Origin of the sequence: Clostridium massiliamazoniense, assembly GCF_001403635.1 — a bacterium.
Lineage (GTDB): Bacteria > Bacillota > Clostridia > Clostridiales > Clostridiaceae > Sarcina > Sarcina massiliamazoniense.
Genome location: NZ_LN879467.1, coordinates 221,159 through 238,534, shown reverse-complemented (window position 1 = coordinate 238,534; position 17,376 = coordinate 221,159). Strand labels below are relative to the sequence as shown.

Below are 17,376 nucleotides of genomic sequence, written 5' to 3'. Positions count from 1 at the left end.
TTTAAATGGTGTAGGTGGGTGATTAGCTTTGTCTAGATATGTAATGTCTGATTTGCATGGGTGTTATGATGACTATATTGAAATGCTCAATTTAATTGAGTTTTCAAAGGAAGATGAATTGTATATATTAGGAGATATATTTGACAGAGGTAGTAAGGCTTTAGAAATTTATGAGCATATAGTTGCTAATGAAAATATACATCTCATAAAGGGAAATCATGAACAATTAGTAGAGAATTATTTTAAAGAAGAAGGCTTTAAGTCTATTAAGGATTTAAATGGTATAGAACTTAAATATGGAATAGATGATATAAGAGCTAAATTGATTTTTAAAGGAATCGAATATCAGAAGAATTTATATGAATATTTAAAAGAATTACCGGTTTATAAGGCTGTTAATAACTTTATATTAGTTCATGGAGGCTTGACTATACCAGATGAAAAATCAACACTAAAGGAAATATTAGATTATAATCCAAGTGAAAACTTATTATGGTATAGAAATCATATAGGTAATGAGAAATACCATTGTAAATATAAAATAATATGTGGACATACACCTACTATAAGTATAGAGGAAGATGGGAAAATACTGAGGCGAAAATCTTATATTTATATAGATTGTGGTTGTTCTTTTAGAGAATATGGTGGCTATTTAGGATGCTTAGATTTAGATAATGAGATGGAGTATTATATATAAAATAAAGTGAGAATTAGTTATCTTAGTAAAATTACTTAAAAACTTAAATAAAACTAAAGCTATAAGGTTAATTAAAATTTAACCTTATGAGAGGAATTCTTCCATATTTACATGTTAACATTATATTGATTTAATTTTTAAAGGGGAAAAAAATAATTAATAAGTGTGTTAAGAAGGTAATTGCTGTTTCAGTAGCAGTACTTACAGCAGGAGTAATATTATATGGTTGTGCTGGTGAAACATCTTCTCCTAAGACTGCTGTTAATGATTATTTTAAGGGGATTTCAAAAGGTGATGATAAAAAGGTAACAGAACTTTTATCAGAGGCTCCTGTAGATTTCAATCAAGGGCTTGTGGAAGGTTCAGATGAAAATATTAAGAAAGCACAAAAAATAATTGTAGATAATTTTAAGAAAATTACTTGGACAACAGGAGAGGAAAAATTGAGGGGGATAAGGCAACTGTAGATGTAAAAGTAAAAGGACCTAATATGATGAAAGTTTTAGAAAGTTATATATCTAAAGCTTTAGAAGAGGGGCTTAAGGGTGTATTTAGTGGAGAAGAAATAACAATAGAGAAAACTGAGGAAATGATAAATAAGATGTTAGTTGAAGCTATGGAAAAAATGGAGATAGATGAGAGAGAGGGCAAAATAAGCTTAATTAAAAAAAGAAGGTCAATGGAAAATAGAACAAAATTCTGAGTTAATAAAAGTTATTTGGGGTGAAATGACTTCATTAAAATAAACATTTAAAATATGGATGTATCAAATAAAAAAGTGATTTTTGATACATCTTTTATTATATTTTTAATTATTAATTTAAGTTTAAATGTAAACTAATTGTAGAAAATATTGACATGGATTTGAAAGAGTGATATAACAGAATTAGGAATTAGCACTCGGCAAGGATAAGTGCTAATAAGAAGGTTTTGCTTTGAGAGGAGAGGATTAAATTGGAAAAAAAGCAATTTAAAGCTGAGTCTAAAAGACTATTAGATATTGTTATTAATTCAATTTACACAAATAAGGAGATTTTTTTAAGAGAATTGATTTCTAATGCTAGTGATGCTATAGATAAGGTTTATTATAAAACTTTATCAGATAGTTCATTAACATTTAATAAAGGTGATTATTTTATAAAGTTAATACCAAATAAAGAGAATAGAACTTTAACTATAGTAGATAAAGGTATTGGTATGACTGAAGAAGAACTTAATGAAAACCTTGGTGTTATTGCAAAAAGTGGTTCTCTTCAATTTAAAACTGAAAATGAAGCAAAGGAAGGTTATGATATAATAGGGCAATTTGGAGTTGGATTCTATTCAGCTTTTCTAGTTGCAAAGAAAGTAACTGTTATAACTAAGGCTTTTGGAAGTGATAAGGCTTATAAATGGGAGTCTGAAGGGGTTGACGGCTATACTGTAAGTGAAGCATCTAAAGATGATTTCGGAACAGAGATAATATTAGAGTTACAAGAAAATAATGAAGATGAAAACTTCGATGATTATTTAGAAGAACATAAATTAAAAGCATTAATAAAGAAATATTCAGATTTTATTAGATACCCAATAAAAATGGATGTTACTAAATATAAATTAAAAGAAAATAGTGATTCAGAACGTGAGGAATATATAGAGGAAGATACATTAAATAGTATGGTTCCAATATGGAGAAAAAATAAGCAAGAGTTAACAGAAGAGGATTATAATAATTTCTACTTTGAAAAAAGATTTGGCTTTGACAAACCGCTAAAACATATGCATATAAGTGTTGATGGTATGATAAGTTATAATTCTATATTATATATTCCAGAGAATATACCATATGATTATTATAGTAAAGAATATAAAAAAGGTTTAGAACTATATTCAAATGGTGTATTAATAATGGAAAAATGTGAAGCTCTTTTACCAGATTATTTTGGATTTGTTAAAGGGATAGTTGATTCACAAGATTTATCATTAAATATTTCAAGAGAATTATTACAACATGATAGACAGTTGAATCGTATAGCTAAGAACATAAAAACTAAAATTAAAAATGAGCTTGAATCAATGTTAAAAAATGATAGAGAAAAATATGAGAAATTCTTTGATTCATTTGGAAGACAATTAAAATATGGAATTTATGATGACTTCGGTGCTCATAAAGATGAATTAAAGGATCTTGTAATGTTCTATTCATCAAAAGAAAAGAAAATGGTAACTTTAGATGAATATGTTTCAAGAATGGCAGAGGATCAAAAGTATATTTATTATGCTTCTGGTGAAACAAGAGAAAGAATTGAAAAAATGCCTCAAACTGAAATGGTTCTTGATAAAGGTTATGAGATATTATACTTCACAGAAGATATAGATGAATTCGCTATAAAAATACTTATGAATTATAAAGAAAAAGAATTTAAATCAGTATCTAGCGGAGATTTAGGAATAGAGTCAGATAAAAAAGAGGAAGAAAAAGTAACTGAAGAAAATAAAGATTTATTTGCAAGTTTAAAAGAAGCTTTATCTGGCAAAGTTAAAGATGTAAAAGCTTCAAATAGATTAAAGAATTCACCAGTTTGCTTAGCAAGTGGTGGTGACATTTCAATAGAAATGGAAAAAATATTAAAAACAATGCCTAATAATCAAGAAATTGAATCAGAGAAAATCCTTGAAATAAATACTAATCATGAAGTGTTTAATTCATTAAAATCAGTATTTGAAAATGATAAAGATAAATTTAACTTATATGCTAATATTTTATACAATCAAGCACTATTAGTAGAAGGGCTTAGTATAGAGGACCCTGTTGAATTTACAAATAACATTTGTAAATTAATGAAATAAAAAACATATAAGAATGTACTAAAAATTTTGGTACATTCTTATTTTTTTTAGTTATAATAAATGGTATAATCTTATAAAAAAATAAGAAAACAAAAGATAAACTTAGGAGGAATAATGGAACGGGACTTTTTAACTAAAATAATATTAATTTTACTTGCATTAGCTGGATTTTATTTTTTATTTGTGCTCTTAAAGGATTCATCTAGAGAGATAAAAAGTATCAAATTAAGGGAAAAGAAAAATAGTGTAACAGCTGTATCAGGATTTATTTCTAATTTCTTTGATGCCTTAGGAATTGGTTCTTTTGCTACATTAACGGCATTTATAAAAACTTTTAAGCTTACTAATGATAGGGTTTTGCCAGGAACCTTAAATGTTGCTTGTACAATACCTACAATTTTTGAGGCTTTTATTTTTGTAAAGTCTGTTAAAGTATCGCCAATTACATTAGTTTCTATGATTATAGCAGCAATATTAGGAGCTACTATAGGAGCTACATTTGTTTCTAAATTTAATGAAAGAAGAATCCAAATAATTATGGGTATTGCCTTGTTTATAGTTGCAATAATCATGCTTTTATCACAAATAGGATTATTCCCAGTTGGCGGAGATTCAGTAGGATTAGTAGGATATAAATTAATTATAGCTATTATTGTTAACTTTATATTAGGAGCATTAATGATGGTTGGAATAGGTTTATATGCACCATGTATGGCACTTATATTTGCTTTAGGAATGAGTCCAAGGGTAGCATTTCCTATAATGATGGGGTCTTGTGCATTTTTAATGCCAGTAGCATCAATTAAATTTATAAAAGAAGAGGCCTATGACAAAAAAGCATCTTTAATAATTGCTTTTTTTGGTTCCATAGGAGTACTTATAGCTGGATTAGTGGTTAAAAGTTTACCATTATACATATTAATATGGCTAGTCATTGGAGTTGTTTTTTATACATCTTTTTCAATGTTTAAATCATACTTAAATAACAAATAAGGTTTAATAGTACATGAATGTAGACTTAATTCAGGTGGAGTTTTGATTCTATCTGAATGCTTAATGATCCTTATCTAGAACAGTGAGGCTGCTTATTTCCTACTTATAGAAGATAGGAGTATTATAGCCTCTAGCTATCAGATAAAACTTTAGCATTGTGAATAATATTAATAAAATAAATTAAAAGAGAAGTTCTATCAAATGAACCTCTCTTTTAATTTATTCTTATAAATGCATATCTCTTTTTTATTTTTTTAGTACTGAGTTATTAATCATTCTTTCTTTGTACATTATTCTCCATAATATAAAGCCATATACAGCACCAGCTCCATATTGAAGAATTGATATGGTATTAGATAAATCACCAACAAACATAGATGGATTTGATATACCAGCATGTGCAGTTTGTATAATAAACATTATTACTCCTAAAGTATTTGACACAAGCCAAAAATACCATTGTTCAATAAATCTTTTTCCTGTTAAGAAAACTGCAGTTATTGTTAATATAGAAGTAAAGGAATCTAATATAACTTGTGGATCTTTAGATATTTTTATGCTAAATAGTGAATTAAGTATATTTGGCAATTCAGTTAAGAATATAGCATATAGTCCCCAACAAATAATAACTCCTATAATAGCACATATCCAATTTTTGGTTGTGAATTTTCTTATGGCAATCTCTTCAGAGTTATTTCCATTCATATTTCTTCTCCAAGCTATGAATCCATAAATTTGTAATGGTAATAGAATTAAAAAGTTCTTTATAAATTGTCCATATAGATTACCAGCTAAAGCTATAATTGCAAAGGTACCAGTATTAATCCACCACCATATGTAGCCAGAAATACTTGCTTTTGCAGTATAAATAGATACTAGTATTCCTGATAAAGTAGAGATGATTCCAATAATTCCAAGCACTGAAAATACTTCTTCAATATGCCCACCTGGAATAAAAGCAGGTAATAGGAATACTATTATACTTGCTATTGTAAAAAATAAGAAAAATGCTTTTTGAAAAGCAGTGAAATTTTTATAAAACTTCATTTTAATGTCCATCCTTTGTGAAAAATATTTATTACAGATGATAGAATACATCTTATAACAATTTCTCTTTTAAGCCATTAATAATATTAATAAAAAGTAAATAAGATGTCAAAGGTTTTTTGTTTAAAAGTATGAAATATATAATAATTAAAGCAATATCCTAAAAGAGAAAACCTTATAATAAGGAACCTAAGATTCCTTATTATGGGGATAAGGCTTTTCTAAAACGTTTAATTTTACCAGAAGTACTTAATGGATATTTACTCAATAAATCCTTATAAAATTCCTTAGCTTCATTTTCATATCCAGACAATACTTCTATTTCTAATTCATAATCAACTTTACCAAGATACATGCTATAATCTAAATCTAACTTAAGCCAAGGATAAGGATGAGTACTATATCTTTCAGTGACTAATGAACCTAAAAGTTTTACCCGTCCATATTGACTTACATCCCCTATATATTCTTTTATATAGGAATTATTTAAATCTATGCTATTAGTGAAGTTATGTAAAGTTACAGAGCGCTCTTCTTTTCTTTTTATTATGCCGTTGTTTTCAAGTGGATATTTAGCCTCTAGAGTGAGGGTATCATTTATTTGACGTATACGCAGAGTTATATTGTTTTTATATAATTCATTATTATCATTATCGTAGTAATAGTTGATTTGTAGAATTTTTTTAAAATCATTATTATTAAAAAAGATATTTTTGATTTCATGGTAATTTTCTTGTGTTAGACATAACTTAATTTCATTTTCTAACATAGTATGGATTCTCCTTAACAAAATTTATATTATTTAGCAGTAATTTAAGTTTTATTACATAAAAAGTATACCATAATAATAGAACTTACAGAAATTGAGATTTAATCAAGATAGTAAGTCTCTATTTGAATTTTAGAGAGTATTATCTATGAAACTATCTTTGTTTGCCTTCAATTTATAGAAAATTAGAGTATTATGGATATTAGTTAGCAAATAAAAAAGCTATATTAAAAGCAAATAATTAATTATAAGCTTTAATATAGCTATGCTACATATTATTTTTCACTATCTAGTACAAATATACTTACTATTGAAGATAATATAGCTCCACATATAGGTGTAACTATAAATACCCATAATTGAGATAATGCAACTCCACCAGCAAATATAGCAGGCCCTATACTACGAGCTGGGTTAACTGAAGTTCCATCTATAGGGATTCCAACAAGGTGTACAGTAGTTAAAGCTAAACCAATAGCTATTCCAGCGACAACTGTATTTCCTTTTTTTCCTGTTACAACTAAAATTACTAATACGAAAATGAATGTTAGTACAAATTCAGTTAAGAATACTCCCCATGTAGCAAAATGTCCAAAACTATTTTGTCCCATATTAGATACAGGCATATGACCTGATTTTAATATAGCAAAAAGTATAGCAGAACCTAATATAGCACCAAGTACTTGAGAAATTATATAATAAATAAGTTCTGTTAAAGTTATTCTTTTGTTTATAAACATTGCCACAGAAACAGCTGGGTTTATGTGACATCCAGAAATAGTACCTATGCTATAGCACATTATCATAAGTGCTAAACCGAAAGCCATAGCTATTCCTAATATTGCAATACTGCCGTGAATTCCACCACCAAGAACAGCTGCACCAGTACCTATAAAGACAAGTACAAATGTTCCGATAAATTCTGCAAGAGCTTTTTTCATTGCCATTTTTGTTTCCTCCTATGTTTTTATTTAATTTTAGTCACTATGATATTTTGATAATAATAAAGAGTGACATAATTCTAGATAATTTAGACTAAAAATCTATTATCAATTTATAAAGAATTAGGAATATAAGTTCATATTAATTTAATAAGTTAGAATTAAGTCTTAAATTATCCTATGTTTAGTGTATCCAAAGCTAGTACATTATATTTATAATAAAATATTTATAAATGCTTAATTTGGTATTACAGTAAGTACAATACTAAATTTATAGCTTTTTCTTCCACAATTACCTATAATACAACAAATTAAATTTAAATTCAACTATAGTTTAGAAAAAATACTTTTAATAGAAAAAAAGGTTTTCAAAAAGTAAATTATATTATAAAAAGTGAGAAAGAGATGAAAATATGTATTAATTAATTTTTTAGAATGAGTTTTTTAAGAATTAAAAAGATTTACGAATATAGTAGAAGAAAAAGGATAAAAGGGATATAATTAGAATTACAAATTAAAATGAGAAAATATAACAGGGTTGAATTATAATATTTTCTTGTTTTTATCAATTATCAATAATATATATTAATTTAAGTGGGGGATTTTATGAAGAGTATAAATATAGGTAATAGTAATGTAGAAACATCAAATATAGCTTTAGGTTGTATGCGAATAGCTAATATGGAAAAGGATTCTGTAGATAAATTAATAAAGACAGCTTTAGATGAAGGGATTACTTTATTTGACCATGCTGATATATATGGAAAAGGACAATCAGAAATAAATTTTGGAAAGGTTTTAGATTTGAAATCATCTAAAAGAGATGAAATTGTAATACAGAGCAAGTGTGGAATAAGAGCAGGTTTTTTTGATTTTTCAAAGGAATATATTATGGAATCTGTAGATAATATACTAAAAAGATTAAATACAGATTATTTAGATATATTATTACTTCATAGACCTGATACATTAATGGAACCAGAGGAGGTAGCAGAAGCATTTTCACTTTTGGTTAATTCAGGTAAAGTTAGGAAATTTGGAGTTAGCAATCACAATCCAATGCAAATACAACTTTTAAATAAGTATTTAGAAGATAAAATTATAGTTAATCAACTTCAATTAAGTATAACTAATAGTTCTATGATTGATTGTGGATTGAATGTTAATATGGAAATAGATGGATCTATAAATAGAGATGATAGTGTTTTAGAGTTCTGTAGACTGAATGATATAACAATCCAAGCGTGGTCACCAGTTCAATATGGATTTTTTGAAGGAACATTTTTAAATAATCCTAAATTTAAAGAGCTCAATGAGAAATTAACTGAAATTGGTGCAAGATATGGAGTGAATAATAATACTATGGCATATGCATGGCTTTTAAGACATCCTGCTAAAATACAGCCAGTTACAGGAACAACTAATATAGAAAGACTTAAGGAAATATGTAAAGCTTCAGATATTAAAATAACAAGAGAAGAGTGGTATGAAATTTATCGCTCAGCAGGAAAAGTACTTCCTTAATCATTGTTTAAAATACAAAAAGACCTCAATGGAAACAGAGTATTTCCCATTGGGGTCTTTTATTTTTATTTTAAATTTCTATTTATATTATTTTTGGCACCCATGTAGGTTGCAAAAAAGTAAGAACCATAAATAAGAAATACTGAAAGTAAGGTTATTATAATATTCTTAGTTATATTAATAGCACCAAATACTTCTACTACTGTTGAGGCTATTTTTAAACCAACTATAGAATGTATTAAAGCTACTACAAGAGGGATTAAAAAATAAATTCCTATTTGAATAAAAAGTGATTTATTTATCATTGAATTATCAACACCGACCTTTTGAAGAAGTTTATATCTTTCTGCATTATCTGTTGATTCAGTTAGTTGTTGAATTGCTAATAAAGCAGCAGAAGCAATGGTGAAGATAAGTCCTAGATAAATAGCTAGATATGATACCATAGCAGAAAGACCTAAAGAATTTTCTATCATTTCTGTTTTTGTCATACCGTAAATAGGATTCTTAGTTTTAGCATATTTTTTTTGAATAGTTCTAATTTTTTCACTTATAATTGAAATATTATTATCTGAATTAATATTTAAATAACTATTAACTGCTATAAGACCATTAAGAACTGAATCATTAACAACTATTACAGCTATATTAGCTTTCATAGTACTATCGTATAATACTTCATTAACTGGAGTAAGAATCCCAGGGGTTAAAGTTTTATTATTAATAGTTAATGTTGTATTTTTGCTTAGAACATTGGTAAGTGGTTTAACCATATCATCTATATCCGTAACTATTCCGTATTGATTGTTTTTTAAGGATATAGGCTTTTTATTTAACATTTCTAAGGTTTGATTTAATTGAGATAGTTTAATAACTTGAACAGCCTCATTAGTTTTTATAGGATAATAATTACTTAAAGTTGATTCTTCAGAAGGAGTTAAAAGACTATTGAAATGGATATTGCTTGTATAATACTCAATATCAGAATAATCTTTTGTGTAATCATTTAGATTTAATCCATTATTCTTTAAGATGTTACTTATATTATTACCATTAAAATTCCAAAGTGTCATATCAAATTGTGATAGATCTTTAAGGTTGCTATTTATAGCTTTATTTATGCCAAGACCTCCAGAAAGTGTACAAATAGAAATAAATAGCATCAATGAAATAAAGGTCATTGAAATAAATGTTGTATTTATTTTACTATTTAGTTGTCTTATAATAAACATATTAAGTTCTTTTAAGTAATATTTTTTTCTCGTTTGTACTAATTTTAGTATAAAGCCAGCAAATGAAAAGAATAAAAGTAAAGTTCCAAAGGAACCAAGAAAAACAGCTGGAAAAATAATTTGAGGAGAAATTATGGCTATTCCATTTTTGAGCATCATATAATAAGCACTTCCAATCATAAAAATACTTATAAAGAACAATATAACAGATATCCAAATATTTTTGATTAATAATTTCTCATTTTTCTTTTTAGCATTAAGTAAGTCAATAAGTTTTATTTTTCTAAGAGAAAAGTTATTAAATATTAAAATTATTAAGTATATAATTATAAAACAACCTATAGTTTTCATAGCTGCTGAAGGTGAAAATGTAAATGTAAAATTAGTTAATTGCACTTGAAAAAGTTTAGCTGTAAATATTGATAAACCTTGAGAAAGTATAACTCCTAGGAAAAGCCCTATAGATAGAGATAAAAATCCAATAAGTAAGGTTTCAATAAATATTATTTTTGAAAGATGCCCCCTTTCCATGCCTAAGGTCATATATATTCCAAATTCTTTTTTTCTTCTTTTTATTAAGTAACTATTAGCGTAAAGAATAAGAAAGCCTAGAATAAAGGAAACAAAAACAGAAGCAATTCCCATAACCATATTTATATTTTGAAAAAGAACCTTCTGTAACTCGCTTAATTTCATCATTATAGATTGTGAGTTTATTGAATTAAAGGTGTAAAAAATACAAACTCCAAAAATAAGTGTTAGAAAGTAAATTGTATAATCCTTTAAGCTTCTTTTGATATTTTTTAATGATAAATTAAAATACATTTTTATTATCACCTCCAAGTAAGGCGATAACTTCAATTATTCTATTAAAGAATTCCTTTCTTGAATCATTTCCTTTAATTAACTCATTAAATATTTGTCCATCTTTTATAAATAATATCCTATTAGCATAGCTAGCAGTAAATGCATCATGGGTAACCATCATTATAGTGGCATTTAAATCTTTATTAAGTTTCTCCATTGATTCTAATAAATCTTTTGCAGATTTAGAATCAAGAGCACCAGTAGGTTCATCTGCTAGAATTAAAGATGGATTAGTTATAATAGCTCTAGCAGCAGCTATTCTTTGTTTTTGTCCTCCAGATACTTCATAAGGAAATTTATTTAATATATCAGATATATTAAGTGTTTTAGAAATTGCTTGAACTCTAGCGTCAATTTCTTTATGATTTATCTTTAATATAGATAAGGCTAGAGCAATATTTTCATAATTAGTTAATGTATCTAAAAGATTAAAGTCTTGAAAAATGAAACCAAGAGAAACTCTTCTGAATCTAGCAAGGGCTTTTTCACTAAGTTTTATTATTTCTTTTTCATTTAAATAGATATAACCACTACTAACTTTATCTATAGTTGAAATGCAATTTAAAAGAGTAGTTTTCCCGCTTCCAGAAGCGCCCATAATGGCAATAAATTCACCTTTATCTACAGAAAAGCTAATATTATTAATAGCTTTGACTACATTACCTTTTTTGCCATAATATTTCTCAATATTACAGACTTTTAAAATTTCTTTGTTCATTTTAAATATAACCTCCTAAGAACTTCTATAGTTTAATTTTAATGATTATAGGAAGGTTCAACCATAGAAGAGCATAACAAAAACCTTACAATTTTGTTATATTAGAATGTTACCATATCATTAATAGGAAAGTTTAGGGTTACTATAGTGTTTTCAAATTCCTTTGATTTTATATTAATTGATATACCTAATTTTTCAGATAAAGTTTTACAAAGATAAAGTCCTATGCCAGTAGATTTTCCAAAAATACGACCATTAGTACCAGTATAGCCCTTTTCAAACACCTTGATTATATCTTTTTTCTTTATACCAATTCCATTATCTTCAATATTTAATGATATGGAATTTTTATTTTTAGTTCCATATATTTTTAGAATTTTATTGTTTTTATCCATATACTTTATTGAGTTTATTATGAGTTGGTTTATAATGAATTCAAGCCATTTAGTATCCGAGTAAACTTCATAATCTAAATCAAATAAATTAATTTTTATATTTTTTTCTATTAAAGTATTCATATTTCTTTTTATTACTTTATTAATAGTAGATTTTAAATTGAGTCTATTTATAATATAATCTTTTTCTAAGTTATTGCTTCTAGCATAAAAAAGTGCTTGTTCTATATAATTTTCGATTTTATCTAGCTCTTCATCAATACTATTGGTGATTTCAGATTCATTGTTTTCTATAATAAGTTTTGAAACAGATATAGGAGTTTTAATTTCATGAACCCATGTTTCAATATATTCTTTATATTCATTTGAGGATATTTTAAGTTTAGAAACTTCATCATTCATTGATTTATCAGTAATGGATAGAATTTCATATAATAATTTTCCTTCTGGAAAATTTCCCTTATCAATTACTTCAGAAATAAGGAACTTTTTATCTAGGGCATTTAAGTTAAATAAAATTTCATTATAGTATTTTTTTTTCTTTAGAAAATCAACAATATAAAATAATATAGATGCTATAAAATTTATAGATGTTACAAAAAAAATAGCATAATAACCTATACCCAAGGAATTTAAAAGAAAAGCAGTAAATATTAAGGTTAATATAGTGATAATTACAAATATAATTTTATCCTTTAAATATTCTAGTGTTTTCATAGGAGTATATAACCTTGACCTCTCTTAGTTTGTAAATAATCTTTAGCTCCTATTTCTTCAAGTTTTTTTCTAAGTCTATTTATATTAACAGTTAAAGTGTTATCATCAACAAATTCTTCAGCCTGCCAAAGAGCTTTTATTATCTTATCTCTAGATACTATTTTCCCTTTATTTTGGAATAAAATATAAAGAATTTTACTTTCATTTTTTGTTAACTCAACTTTATTAGTAGAAAAAATTGCTTCACTAGTGGATAAATTATAGATGAGATCCCTAAGCTTGAATGTTTCAATAGTATTATCATTATAGGTTCTTTTTAAAAGAGCACCAATTCTAGCAAGGAGTATTTGAGTATTGTAAGGTTTGGTTATAAAATCATCTGCTCCTAGATTTATACTCATAAGTTCGTCCATATCACTATCTCTGCTAGTAACAACTATTATTGGGATATTACTAGATTTTCTAAGTTCTCGGCAAATATAAAACCCATCGTAATATGGTAAATTAATATCTAATAAAACTAAATGAGGGTTATCATTGATTATGCAATCTACAATATGTTCAAAGTCAAAGCTAAAGGAAGTTGAATAACCATATTTATTTAATGTTAGAATAAGTTCTTTTACCATTTTTTCTTCATCTTCAACTATAAAAATTTTATTTTTAGACATAAAGATACCTCCAAGATAATTTGAGAGTTGATTCAGATAGAATTTTGATTCTACCTAAGTTTAGGTGGATGCTATCTAGGAACTTGTGTTTCTTTATTTTTAGTTTATAGAACAGTAGAGGAGTACAGACACAAGTCATGAGATAAAATCCATTTAATTTATATTATATAGTAAAAATGGAAAGATAGAAATTAACAAATAAAAAACCTTAAAGTTATATTAGGGAAGAAATTTCTCCCCATAATACCTTAAGGCTTCTTTCATAATACTCTAAAATAATAGTATTACTTTTTATCTTCATTCATTTTGTTTATAAAAGTTTCATCCTTCATTAAGTCTTGAACATAATGTTGGAATACTATTTCAGAGTTTTCTTCTTTAAATTGTTGGTTTGTATTTAAATAATCTAAATAACTTTCTAAGGCTTTTTTACTTTTACTAGGTTTTAATTCATCTAAATTAACACCTTTGCTTAAGTCAGTAGAATCAAGTTTTACAAGAAATTCATCAAGAATTATAGCTCTTGTTTTTATTGATGTTTCTATTTGCTCTAACTTTTTATATGTGTTTGTTAGTGATTCTTTACAACTATTTAATTCTTCTAATTCTTTTCTTACATGTTCAATTTCTTTTCTTAATTCTTTTATAGTTTCGTTCATATTGAAGACCACCTTTACTTTTTCTTTAGATTTAATATATACCAAGAAGCTCGTCCAAATCAATAATTAATGCAAACGATTAACTTAGCTATATAAGGGAAACAAATTATCTCTGTTTAGATAATTTGTTTTAAATTTTTCTATCTATATATAATTATATCCTAAAAATGCATATATACAAATATAATTTTAAAAAATAAAAAATAAATTTTATATATTACCAAAAATAACCATAAATAGCTTCAGACATAAGTCTTCTATTATATCCAACAAATATAGTTCCATCTATATCTACAACAGGAACAGAATTTTCATTAGTTTTAGAAAGCATTTCTTTTTTTCCTTCAGGATCTTTCTCCACATCAATAACTACTAGTTCCTTATTAGTGCCTCTTAAGTATTCTTCAGTTTTATCACACCAATGGCATCCTTCAATTCTATATAATTTTATCATTTGTAATCACCTCGTATTTGTAATTATGTAGCAACAAGATAGTTCTATTCTTTTTAGCATAAGGGATAAATATTGCCACACTTCTAAGTTAATTGTATATAACTATGTTTTAATAATCAATAGATTATATTTGATTTTATATTTATAATTAGTATAGTATAGAAAAAAATAAGAGAAAATTAAGTTTTGATGATTTATTAAAGGAGAATAGAATTAGAAGTATAATAGGAAGTTTTTGAGTTAGTATGAAAGAAATTATAGATTAAGACTTAATTTACGTAAAATTTTACTCTGATATTATATTTTAGAAAAAGTTATTTAGAGCTTTGTATTTCTCTATTTGGATTATAAAACTTTAAAGTATTATTGATACTAGTAATTAGATAAAAAGTAACTGCATAAAAAATGATAAACAGATTATGATGTTTTTTATGCAGTTACTTTAATTTTATTTATTTAAGACCAAGTATATCCATAAATAGCTTCAGATATAGCAATTTTATTAAATCCAACAATTATTTTACCATCTACATCTAATACAGGAACTTGATTTTGATGGCTTTTATTAATCATTTCTTTTTTAGCTTTTGAATCTTTCTCAACATTAATAATATCAAATTTTTTTCCGGTAGATTTTAAATATTCTTCTTCTTTAGTACACCAATGACAATCATTCATTGTATATAATTTTATCATTTGCAATCACCTCTTAAAATTAATTTGTGATTTTATTTTATATAAGTGAGAATTAATAATCAATAGTTAGTCATTATCAATTTTAGATATAGGTTAGCGATATGAAAAGATAAAAATAGAAATCAATAAAAAAGCGTTAAAATAATAAGCTTTTTAAATTAACTTTACAATGAAAATAATTAATTTCATTGTAAAGTTAATATATTTTAAAGCTTACAAATGAATTAAGTCTTAATTAAGATAGAGCTTTAGCTCTATCTTAATTTTAGTAATCCTTAAGGAAGCATATGTGTTTATATATTTCTATTCTATAAAAAGGTGAAATTTACAGAAGCTAGTTAGTAGGTAGACTTTTAAAAATAAATATGTCGGGTGGATTAAAAGTCCATTTAGCTATATAAAAGATAATAATTAATATAAAAATAAAGGAAATAACATTTAAAATTGTAAAATTATTTTTTAAATTAACTATATAAATAAAAGTAGAAGAAGCAATTAAACAAGCTGCTACAAATATAGATATATCTAATATAAAAATAGATTTCTTAGTGAAATAATAGTAAAGATAAAAAAGTATAGGAACTATTAAAATACTAAATAACATAGCTAAAAAGATTCCTAAGAAAAAGTTGTTTAAATTTCCTTTATTCTTAATATAAAAAATTAAACTATAAAATAAAATTGAGAAAGAGGCTAATTTTGTATGTTCCCAAATACTTTCGTTTACTGCTGAAAAATAACCTATAAATTTTATATTATCAAATAAGTTATAGGAAAAGTGAAGTAAAGTCCCTACAAAAAGGCAAAATATGAAAGGTACAATAATATTTTTTAATTTCATTTGAAATCTCCTTATAAATTAATTTTATAGTTTATGTAAAAATAGTATATTCAAATTTTATATAATTATGTAAAAATAAGTGTGATTTAGGATCAAAATAAGATATATCTAAAATTACCTATTCATTTTTGATTTAATATTAAAGAGGATTTTATTTTATAAAACTTACAAAAAAATCAATAGATATTGATAAATTTTAAAGTTTAGGTTAAATTCTTGTAACTTAATAAAAGGTTCATTTATTGTATACACTTTATAAAAATATTCAATGTATAATTTAAATCATAGAAAACAGAGGAATAAAGTAAATCTTTTAATAGATGAAATATATTGCAAAACATGAGAGAAAAAGGAGTGGCCAATTATGATGAATATATTAGATATAAAAAAATGTGCAACAACTGAAAGTGACTTAATAATATATGAGTTTTTATGCAATTATTCAGATGGTACAAATATAGAAAATATGAATAAGTTTTTAGCTGCTCAAGTTTATGATTCAACTATGAAATATTTTTATGAATATAGTGATGATGATATAATAACTAAAAAGGCTTTAAATAGACTATTAACTGTTGATAAAGAGAGCTTCTCCGCTATTACTATTTTATCAATATATTATAAGGTGCTTAAGTCTGAAGTAGGAAAAGAACTAATTAAAGATAATATATTAGTAGGAAGCAAAGCAAGCAATAAGACTATTAAGTATTTAATGAATAAATCAGGATATTATGATTATATATTATATATGTTAGCATTAAGTGAGAATTTAGGTTTAAGTGATGATTTTATTGAAGCTATGCTAAATGTCTTTAATTATAATGAGGATTTAATTAGGGAAGAAATAAAGCTTTTAGATACGCTTAATAATAAGTATTTAATATTAGACAGATGTATTAGAATAAGTGAAGCTATGTAATTTAATTAAGTATATTAGAGTTGTATCAATATAAGTTGATACAACTTATTTTTTGGAGGAATATATGGGAATTTTAGTGGTGAAAATAGCTACATTAATTTTAGGGGGATTATCTATATTTTTATTATTTTATAAAGAAGAGGATATTGAGAAAAGTAATTTTATATTTGCTTTTATGACCTGTTATGTATTTGCTATGACTTATATAAATTATACTATGACAGGAACGGAATTATATTCAAAAAAGGCAATGATATTATTTTTAGCTCTTTTAGCTGTTGTGGCAAATTTTATAAAAGTGAAATGTTATATTGTATCTAGAGTATTAATGAATTTAGCAATACTAATGAATTTATATTTTTTATTTACTTAAAATAAAATTGGAGTGTCTCAAAGTGGAATTT

18 protein-coding genes are annotated in these 17,376 nt (G+C 25.4%); 7 read left to right on the top strand and 11 right to left on the bottom strand.

The genetic code is table 11. The features are described 5' to 3' along the window. Window positions 1–28: 28 nt before the first annotated feature. The 4 genes from ARA19_RS05045 (at window position 29) to ARA19_RS05030 (ending at window position 4,522) form a co-directional block, all read left to right on the top strand. Window positions 29–700: a metallophosphoesterase gene (locus ARA19_RS05045; protein WP_055069877.1), complete on the top strand. Its 672-nt coding sequence runs from the start codon at window positions 29–31 to the stop codon at window positions 698–700. Between the two features lie 421 nt (window positions 701–1,121). After that, window positions 1,122–1,403 (top strand): hypothetical protein, encoded by a 282-nt coding sequence (locus tag ARA19_RS05040; protein WP_055069876.1) that lies wholly within the window; start codon window positions 1,122–1,124, stop codon window positions 1,401–1,403. Between the two features lie 251 nt (window positions 1,404–1,654). Then, a complete protein-coding gene (gene htpG, locus ARA19_RS05035; protein ID WP_055069875.1) occupies window positions 1,655–3,529 on the top strand; it encodes a molecular chaperone HtpG in 1,875 nt (624 codons plus the stop codon). Between the two features lie 114 nt (window positions 3,530–3,643). After that, window positions 3,644–4,522, top strand: a complete 879-nt coding sequence (locus ARA19_RS05030; protein ID WP_055069874.1) for a sulfite exporter TauE/SafE family protein — start codon at window positions 3,644–3,646, stop codon at window positions 4,520–4,522. Between the two features lie 246 nt (window positions 4,523–4,768). Here ARA19_RS05030 and pnuC read toward each other — a convergent pair whose 3' ends face one another. The 3 genes from pnuC to ARA19_RS05015 all read right to left on the bottom strand — a co-directional run bounded on the left by pnuC (window position 4,769) and on the right by ARA19_RS05015 (window position 7,285). Beyond that, window positions 4,769–5,569 (bottom strand): nicotinamide riboside transporter PnuC, encoded by an 801-nt coding sequence (pnuC, locus tag ARA19_RS05025; RefSeq protein ID WP_055069873.1) that lies wholly within the window; start codon window positions 5,567–5,569, stop codon window positions 4,769–4,771. Window positions 5,570–5,771: 202 nt separating this feature from the next. Further along, window positions 5,772–6,338, bottom strand: a complete 567-nt coding sequence (locus tag ARA19_RS05020; RefSeq protein ID WP_055069872.1) for a CYTH domain-containing protein — start codon at window positions 6,336–6,338, stop codon at window positions 5,772–5,774. 275 nt (window positions 6,339–6,613) lie between these two features. Then, on the bottom strand, window positions 6,614–7,285 hold the full coding sequence (locus ARA19_RS05015) for an aquaporin (protein WP_341381755.1): 672 nt from the start codon (window positions 7,283–7,285) through the stop codon (window positions 6,614–6,616). A gap of 600 nt (window positions 7,286–7,885) precedes the next feature. On the opposite strand from ARA19_RS05015, the gene ARA19_RS05010 reads away from it, so the two are divergent. Further along, entirely contained in the window at window positions 7,886–8,803 is a 918-nt protein-coding gene (locus ARA19_RS05010) for an aldo/keto reductase (protein WP_055069871.1), read from the top strand. Window positions 8,804–8,868: 65 nt separating this feature from the next. On the opposite strand, the gene ARA19_RS05005 is transcribed toward ARA19_RS05010, so the two are convergent. The 8 genes from ARA19_RS05005 to ARA19_RS18295 all read right to left on the bottom strand — a co-directional run bounded on the left by ARA19_RS05005 (window position 8,869) and on the right by ARA19_RS18295 (window position 16,053). Beyond that, window positions 8,869–10,860 (bottom strand): FtsX-like permease family protein, encoded by a 1,992-nt coding sequence (locus ARA19_RS05005; RefSeq protein WP_055069870.1) that lies wholly within the window; start codon window positions 10,858–10,860, stop codon window positions 8,869–8,871. Next, window positions 10,850–11,620, bottom strand: a complete 771-nt coding sequence (locus tag ARA19_RS05000; RefSeq protein WP_055069869.1) for an ABC transporter ATP-binding protein — start codon at window positions 11,618–11,620, stop codon at window positions 10,850–10,852. The genes ARA19_RS05005 and ARA19_RS05000 overlap by 11 nt, the downstream gene beginning before the upstream one ends. 101 nt (window positions 11,621–11,721) lie before the next feature. After that, window positions 11,722–12,732, bottom strand: coding sequence for a sensor histidine kinase (locus ARA19_RS04995; RefSeq protein WP_055069868.1), 1,011 nt, complete (start codon window positions 12,730–12,732; stop codon window positions 11,722–11,724). After that, complete coding sequence (locus ARA19_RS04990) at window positions 12,729–13,403, bottom strand: response regulator transcription factor (protein ID WP_055069867.1); 675 nt, start codon at window positions 13,401–13,403, stop codon at window positions 12,729–12,731. The genes ARA19_RS04995 and ARA19_RS04990 overlap by 4 nt, the downstream gene beginning before the upstream one ends. A gap of 284 nt (window positions 13,404–13,687) precedes the next feature. Then, window positions 13,688–14,062 (bottom strand): hypothetical protein, encoded by a 375-nt coding sequence (locus tag ARA19_RS04985; RefSeq protein WP_055069866.1) that lies wholly within the window; start codon window positions 14,060–14,062, stop codon window positions 13,688–13,690. 217 nt (window positions 14,063–14,279) lie between these two features. Continuing rightward, window positions 14,280–14,516, bottom strand: a complete 237-nt coding sequence (locus ARA19_RS04980) for a glutaredoxin domain-containing protein (protein WP_055069865.1) — start codon at window positions 14,514–14,516, stop codon at window positions 14,280–14,282. 456 nt (window positions 14,517–14,972) lie between these two features. Then, the gene (locus ARA19_RS04975) at window positions 14,973–15,212 is read right to left on the bottom strand and encodes a glutaredoxin domain-containing protein (RefSeq protein ID WP_055069864.1); all 240 of its coding nucleotides are present in this window, start codon (window positions 15,210–15,212) and stop codon (window positions 14,973–14,975) included. A 334-nt stretch (window positions 15,213–15,546) separates the two neighbouring features. Further along, window positions 15,547–16,053 (bottom strand): DUF6512 family protein, encoded by a 507-nt coding sequence (locus ARA19_RS18295; RefSeq protein ID WP_055069863.1) that lies wholly within the window; start codon window positions 16,051–16,053, stop codon window positions 15,547–15,549. A gap of 364 nt (window positions 16,054–16,417) precedes the next feature. Between ARA19_RS18295 and ARA19_RS04965 the strand changes: the two genes are divergently transcribed. Together ARA19_RS04965 and ARA19_RS04960 are read left to right on the top strand one after the other, a co-directional pair. Further along, window positions 16,418–16,972: a hypothetical protein gene (locus ARA19_RS04965; RefSeq protein WP_055069862.1), complete on the top strand. Its 555-nt coding sequence runs from the start codon at window positions 16,418–16,420 to the stop codon at window positions 16,970–16,972. Between the two features lie 64 nt (window positions 16,973–17,036). Continuing rightward, window positions 17,037–17,345 carry a hypothetical protein gene (locus ARA19_RS04960; RefSeq protein WP_055069861.1) on the top strand — a complete coding sequence of 103 codons (309 nt, stop codon included), beginning with the start codon at window positions 17,037–17,039 and terminating at the stop codon, window positions 17,343–17,345. Window positions 17,346–17,376 lie beyond the last annotated feature (31 nt).

Coding starts and splice junctions, on each gene's coding strand:
- ARA19_RS05030 (WP_055069874.1), top strand. CDS start 3,644: ATGGAACGGGACTTTTTAACTAAAATAATATTAATTTTACTTGCATTA.
- ARA19_RS04990 (WP_055069867.1), bottom strand. CDS start 13,403: ATGTCTAAAAATAAAATTTTTATAGTTGAAGATGAAGAAAAAATGGTA.
- ARA19_RS05020 (WP_055069872.1), bottom strand. CDS start 6,338: ATGTTAGAAAATGAAATTAAGTTATGTCTAACACAAGAAAATTACCAT.
- ARA19_RS18295 (WP_055069863.1), bottom strand. CDS start 16,053: ATGAAATTAAAAAATATTATTGTACCTTTCATATTTTGCCTTTTTGTA.
- ARA19_RS05000 (WP_055069869.1), bottom strand. CDS start 11,620: ATGAACAAAGAAATTTTAAAAGTCTGTAATATTGAGAAATATTATGGC.
- ARA19_RS04980 (WP_055069865.1), bottom strand. CDS start 14,516: ATGATAAAATTATATAGAATTGAAGGATGCCATTGGTGTGATAAAACT.
- ARA19_RS04985 (WP_055069866.1), bottom strand. CDS start 14,062: ATGAACGAAACTATAAAAGAATTAAGAAAAGAAATTGAACATGTAAGA.
- pnuC (WP_055069873.1), bottom strand. CDS start 5,569: ATGAAGTTTTATAAAAATTTCACTGCTTTTCAAAAAGCATTTTTCTTA.
- ARA19_RS04960 (WP_055069861.1), top strand. CDS start 17,037: ATGGGAATTTTAGTGGTGAAAATAGCTACATTAATTTTAGGGGGATTA.
- ARA19_RS04975 (WP_055069864.1), bottom strand. CDS start 15,212: ATGATAAAATTATATACAATGAATGATTGTCATTGGTGTACTAAAGAA.
- ARA19_RS04965 (WP_055069862.1), top strand. CDS start 16,418: ATGATGAATATATTAGATATAAAAAAATGTGCAACAACTGAAAGTGAC.
- ARA19_RS05010 (WP_055069871.1), top strand. CDS start 7,886: ATGAAGAGTATAAATATAGGTAATAGTAATGTAGAAACATCAAATATA.
- ARA19_RS04995 (WP_055069868.1), bottom strand. CDS start 12,732: ATGAAAACACTAGAATATTTAAAGGATAAAATTATATTTGTAATTATC.
- ARA19_RS05015 (WP_341381755.1), bottom strand. CDS start 7,285: ATGGCAATGAAAAAAGCTCTTGCAGAATTTATCGGAACATTTGTACTT.
- ARA19_RS05005 (WP_055069870.1), bottom strand. CDS start 10,860: ATGTATTTTAATTTATCATTAAAAAATATCAAAAGAAGCTTAAAGGAT.